3 protein-coding genes are annotated in these 5,492 nt (G+C 74.9%); all 3 read left to right on the forward strand.

What is annotated here, in order from left to right:
• Positions 1-5: 5 nt before the first annotated feature.
• The 3 genes from CCN42_RS38915 to CCN42_RS38925 all read left to right on the forward strand — a co-directional run bounded on the left by CCN42_RS38915 (position 6) and on the right by CCN42_RS38925 (position 5,290).
• Complete coding sequence (locus CCN42_RS38915; RefSeq protein WP_086741913.1) at positions 6-2,036, forward strand: MMPL family transporter; 2,031 nt, start codon at positions 6-8, stop codon at positions 2,034-2,036.
• A 109-nt stretch (positions 2,037-2,145) separates the two neighbouring features.
• Positions 2,146-3,879, forward strand: coding sequence for a DNA polymerase/3'-5' exonuclease PolX (gene polX / locus CCN42_RS38920; RefSeq protein ID WP_086741911.1), 1,734 nt, complete (start codon positions 2,146-2,148; stop codon positions 3,877-3,879).
• A gap of 1 nt (position 3,880) precedes the next feature.
• On the forward strand, positions 3,881-5,290 hold the full coding sequence (locus tag CCN42_RS38925; RefSeq protein ID WP_086741912.1) for an RtcB family protein: 1,410 nt from the start codon (positions 3,881-3,883) through the stop codon (positions 5,288-5,290).
• The last annotated feature ends 202 nt before the right edge of the window (positions 5,291-5,492 follow it).

Consider the following 5,492-nt stretch of genomic DNA (forward strand, 5'->3'; position numbering starts at 1 on the left):
AGACCATGCCCCCCAGCCCCCGACGTGCCCGTCTGCTCGTCCCCCTGCTGCTGCTCGCCGTCTGGCTGGGCATCGGCGGCGGCCTGGGCCCCTTCGCCGGACGGCTCGGCGAGGTCGCCACCAACGACCAGGCCGCCTTCCTGCCGCGCAGCGCCGAGTCCACCGAGGTCATCGCCGAGCAACGGGCGTTCCGGCAGGAGGAGAGCCTGCCCGCCGTCGTGGTGTGGACCGACGACGCGGACGCGCCGCTGGCCGACCGGCGCGCGGCGGCCGGCCGCGCCCTCGCCGCGCTCGCGGACGCCCCCGGGGTGGCCGGCCGGACCTCCCCGGTGCTGCCCTCCGAGGACGGCCAGGCGCTCCAGGGCGTCGTCCAGCTGGCCGGTCCGGCGGCCAGCCAGGCCGACCTCTCCGACGCCTTCGCCGGCATCGACGGCCTGCTGCTGGGCGTCGCCCTGGTGACCGTCCTGGTGATCCTGCTGCTGGTCTACCGCAGCGTGCTGCTCCCGCTGCTGATCATCCTGGGGGCGGTCTTCGCACTCGGCCTGGCCTGCGCGATCGTCTACGCGCTCGCCGCCCGCGACATCGTCCGCGTCGACGGGCAGGTCCAGGGCATCCTCTCCATCCTCGTCATCGGCGCGGCCACCGACTACGCGCTGCTGGTCACCGCCCGCTACCGCGAGGAACTGGCCGCCCGCACCGACCGGTTCGCGGCCGTCGCCGCCGCCCTGCGGCAGTCCTGGCGCGCCGTCGTGGCCAGCGCCGCCACCGTCGCTCTCGGGTTGCTGGCCCTGCTGCTCAGCGATCTGACGAACAACCGGGCACTCGGCCCGGTCGGCGCCATCGGCATCGGCTGCGCCGTGCTCAGCTCCCTCACCTTCCTGCCCGCCGTCCTGGTGCTGCTCGGGCGTGCCGCCTACTGGCCCGCCAAGCCGCGCCCGGCCACCGCGGATCCGGGCGGTGGCACCGGCGTCTGGCAGCGGATCGCGGCCCTGGTCGACCGGGCGCCGCGCCGGGTCTGGGCGGTGTCGCTCGCCGGTCTGCTCGCCTGCGCCGCGTTCGCACCCGGCCTCACCTCCCGGGGCGTACCGCTCGACGAGACCTTCGTGAACGACGCCCCGTCGGTCGCCGCGCAGGCCACCCTCGGCCGGCACTTCCCCGGCGGCTCCGGCAACCCGGCCGTGGTGATCGCCGACGCCGACCGGCTGCCGCGGGTGCTTGCCGCCGCCCGGGCCACCGAGGGCGTCGCCGCCGCGGCCGCCGTCGGCGCGAGCGGCCGTCCGGGCGGCGAACCCCTCGTGGTCGACGGGCGTGCCCGTGTCGACGTCACCCTGCGCGCCGCCGCCGACAGCGACGCGGCGAAGGACACCGTGGCCCGTCTGCGCACGGCACTGCACGCGGTGCCCGGCGCCGACGCCAAGGTCGGCGGGTACACCGCGCAGCAGTACGACACGCTGCGGACCGCGGAGCGGGATCGCGGCCTCATCGTGCCGGTGGTGCTGGCGATCATCTTCGTGATCCTGGCGCTGCTGCTGCGCTCCCTGCTGATGCCCGCGCTCCTGGTCGCGACCGTGGCGCTCAACTTCCTGGCCACGCTGGGCGTCTCGGCGCTCGTCTTCCCGCACGTGTTCGGGTTCACCGGCACCGATCCGTCCGTGCCGCTGTACGGGTTCGTCTTCCTGGTCGCCCTCGGCGTCGACTACAACATCTTCCTGATGGAGCGGGTCCGCGAGGAGTCCCTGCGGCACGGCGTCCGCCAGGGGGTGCTGCGCGGCCTGGTCAGCACGGGCGGGGTGATCACCTCGGCCGGTGTGGTGCTCGCGGCGACCTTCGCCGCCCTCGGGGTGATCCCGCTGGCCTTCCTCGCGCAGATCGCGTTCATCGTCGCCTTCGGAGTGCTGCTCGACACGCTCGTGGTCCGCTCCCTGCTGGTGCCGGCCCTGGTGCGGGACCTGGGGCCGCGCGCCTGGTGGCCGGGGCGGCTCGCCCGCAGCCGCGATGGTGGCCCGGGCGGCGATGCGGGCGGGACGCGGCCGTAGGCACGGCTGTGCGGCAGGCCGTACGGCGGCCTGCCGCACAAACCGCCGTCCGGCCCCGGTGGTCCCGCCGCGACGGCGTACGCGCCGGGGCCGTGCCTACCCTGGAACCGTGGCTCGTTCCAACGACGAGGTCGCCGCGCTGTTCGCCGAGTACGCGGATCTGATCTCGATCACCGGAGGGGACGCGTTCAAGGCACGCGCCTACGAGAAGGCCGCCCGGGCGATCGGCGGCCACCACGCCGAGCTGTCCGGCCTGGACGCGAAGGGACTCCAGGAGATCCCCGGGGTCGGCCGGTCGGTCGCCGAGAAGGTGGTCGAGTACTTCCGCGACGGCAGCGTGTCCGCCGTGGAGGAACTGCGCGCGAAGATCCCCGCCGGGGTCCGCCGGCTCACGGCCGTCCCCGGCCTCGGCCCGAAGAAGGCCCACGTCCTCTACGAGGAGCTGGGCATCGCCTCCGTGGAACTGGCCGACGCCGTCCACGCCGAACGCCTGCGCGACCTCAAGGGCTTCGGGCCCCGGACCGAGGAGAGGATCCTCCACGGCATCGACCTCCTCCGCTCCGCCGGCGGCCGCGTGCTGATCGACGTGGCCATGGACACCGCCGAGACGATCGTCGGCGCGCTGTCCGGTGTCACCGGCTGCCGGCGCTGCGCCTACGCGGGCTCCCTGCGCCGGGTCCGGGAGACCGTCGGCGACCTCGACGTGCTGGTCGCCGCCGAGGACTCGGCCCCGGTGATGCGGGCGTTCACCGAGCTGCCGTACGTCGCCGAGGTGATCGCGCACGGCCCGACCAAGACGTCCGTGCGCACCTCCGAGGGCCTCGCCGTCGATCTGCGCGTGGTCCGCCCGCAGTCCTGGGGTGCGGCCCTCCAGTACTTCACGGGGTCCAGGGCGCACAACATCCGTACGCGCGAACTGGCCGTGCGGCAGGGCCTCAAGCTCTCCGAGTACGGCCTGTTCGACGCCGAGAGCGGCGAGCTGGTCGTCTCCGAGACCGAGGAGGACGTCTACGCCCGGCTCGGCCTGCCGTGGATCCCGCCGACCCTGCGCGAGGACCGCGGGGAGATCGAGGCCGGACTCCGCGGCGGCCTGCCCGACCTGGTCACCGAGGACGACATCCGCGGCGACCTGCACACCCACACGAACCTCACCGACGGCCTCGCCCCGCTGGAGGAGATGGCCGCGGCGGCCGCCGAGCGCGGCTACGCCTACTACGCCGTCACCGACCACGGGCCGGACATGGCCATGCAGCGCATGACCGACGAACGGATGCTGGCCCAGCGCGAGCGGGTGCGCGCACTCGACGGCCGGTACGGCCCAGGACGCGGAATGCGGCTGCTGCACGGCGCCGAACTGAACATCGCCCCCGACGGCGAGGTGGACTGGCCCGCCGCCTTCCTGGCCGGGTTCGACCTGTGCGTGGCGTCCGTGCACTCCCACTTCGACCAGGGCCGCGAGGCCCTGACCCGCCGGATCGTGCGGGCCTGCGAGAACCCGTACGTCCACGTCATCGGCCATCCCACGACCCGCATCATCGGCCGGCGGCCCGCCATCGACGCCGATCTCGACGCGGTCTTCGCCGCCTGCGCCCGCACCGGCACCGCCCTGGAGATCAACGCCCACCCGGACCGGCTCGACCTGCGCGACGAGGACATCCTGCGGGCGAAGCGGCACGGGGTGAAGTTCGCCGTCGACAGCGACGCCCACGCCGTCGTCCACCTGGCCAACCTGCGCTACGGCATCGGCACCGCCCAGCGCGGCTGGCTCACCGCGGACGACGTGATCAACACCTGGCCGCTCACCCGGCTGCGCCGCTTCCTGCGCAAGCGCCACGGGAGATGACATGCACCTCGTCGAGGAAACCCCGTACCGCTTCCGCCTCGACCCGCACGGCGCCATGCGGGTGCCCGGCGTGGTCTTCGCCTCCCGCGACCTGCTCGCCGACGCCGAGCAGTCCCTTCAGCAGGTCGCCAACGTGGCCACCCTGCCCGGCATCGTCGGTGCCTCGTACGCCATGCCCGACATCCACTGGGGCTACGGCTTCCCCATCGGCGGGGTCGCCGCGACCGCCGTCGACGAGGGAGGGGTGATCTCCCCGGGCGGGGTCGGCTTCGACATCTCCTGCGGCGTGCGACTGCTGGCCGCGGACTGCGACCGCGCCCGGCTGACCCCCGCGTTCGCCGCCGTGATGGACGGTCTGGACCGGGCGGTCCCGCGCGGCGCCGGACCCGGCGGGGTGTGGCGGCCCGGCCCCGGCGAACTGGACCGCATCCTCGAGGGCGGCGCCCGCTACGCCGTCGCGCGGGGGTACGGCGAGGAACGCGACCTGGTCCGCTGCGAGGACGGCGGGGCGGTCGACGACGCGGAGGTTCGCGAGGTCGGCGAGCGGGCCCGCGAGCGCGGCCTCGGCCAGGTCGGCAGCCTGGGCTCCGCCAACCACTTCCTGGAGGTGCAGCAGGTCTCCGACGTCTACGACGAGCCGGCCGCCGAGGCCTTCGGGCTCACCGTCGGCCAGGTCTGCGTGATGATCCACTGCGGCTCGCGCGGGCTCGGTCACCAGATCTGCACCGACCACGTCCGGGCGATGGACCGCGCCATGGCCCGCTACCGCATCACGGTGCCCGACCGGCAGCTGGCCTGCACCCCGGTGGACTCCCCGGAGGGCCGGGCCTATCTCGGCGCGATGGCCGCGGCGGCCAACTACGGCCGAGCCAACCGCCAGTTGCTCGCGTACGCGGCCCGAGAGGTCTTCCGCCGTGCCGCGGGCGTCCACCTGTCGCTGGTCTACGACGTCTCCCACAACCTGGCCAAGCTGGAGACCCACCCGGTCGACGGGCGGCCCCGCCGGCTCTGTGTGCACCGCAAGGGCGCCACCCGCGCCTTCCCGCCCGGCCATCCCGATCTGCCCGCCGATCTGCGCGAGGCCGGACAGCCGGTGCTGATCCCCGGCACGATGGGCACCGCCTCCTACGTGCTGGCGGGGGTCGCCGGCGGCGACGCCTTCGCCTCCACCTGCCACGGCGCCGGCCGCCGGATGAGCCGCCACCAGGCGGCCCGCACGGTCACCGGCCGGGAGCTGCGGGCCCGCCTGGAACGCGCGGGCATCGCGGTGCGGCCCCGCTCCTGGCGCGGCCTGTCCGAGGAGACCCCGGAGGCGTACAAGGACGTCGGCGCGGTGGTGGCCGCGAGCGAGGGCGCGGGGCTGTGCCGGACCGTGGCCCGGCTGGTGCCGCTGGGCGTGGTGAAGGGCTGAACCGGCGCGCGGCGCGGACACCGACCGCAACGGCCCCCCTCACACGTCGATCGTCACCGCGCACGACCAGCCGTACGCGTCCGGCCGGATGCGCAGCTCGTGCCAGGCGACGGCCTTGGGCACCGCCCCGGTGATCTCCACGCCGTCCAGGGCGGCCATGGTGAACCGTACGTCCAGCCCGCCGTCGGCGGCCCGGGCCGCC

It is taken from the genome of Streptomyces glaucescens (assembly GCF_002154375.1).
GTDB classification, from domain to species: Bacteria; Actinomycetota; Actinomycetes; order Streptomycetales; family Streptomycetaceae; genus Streptomyces; species Streptomyces glaucescens.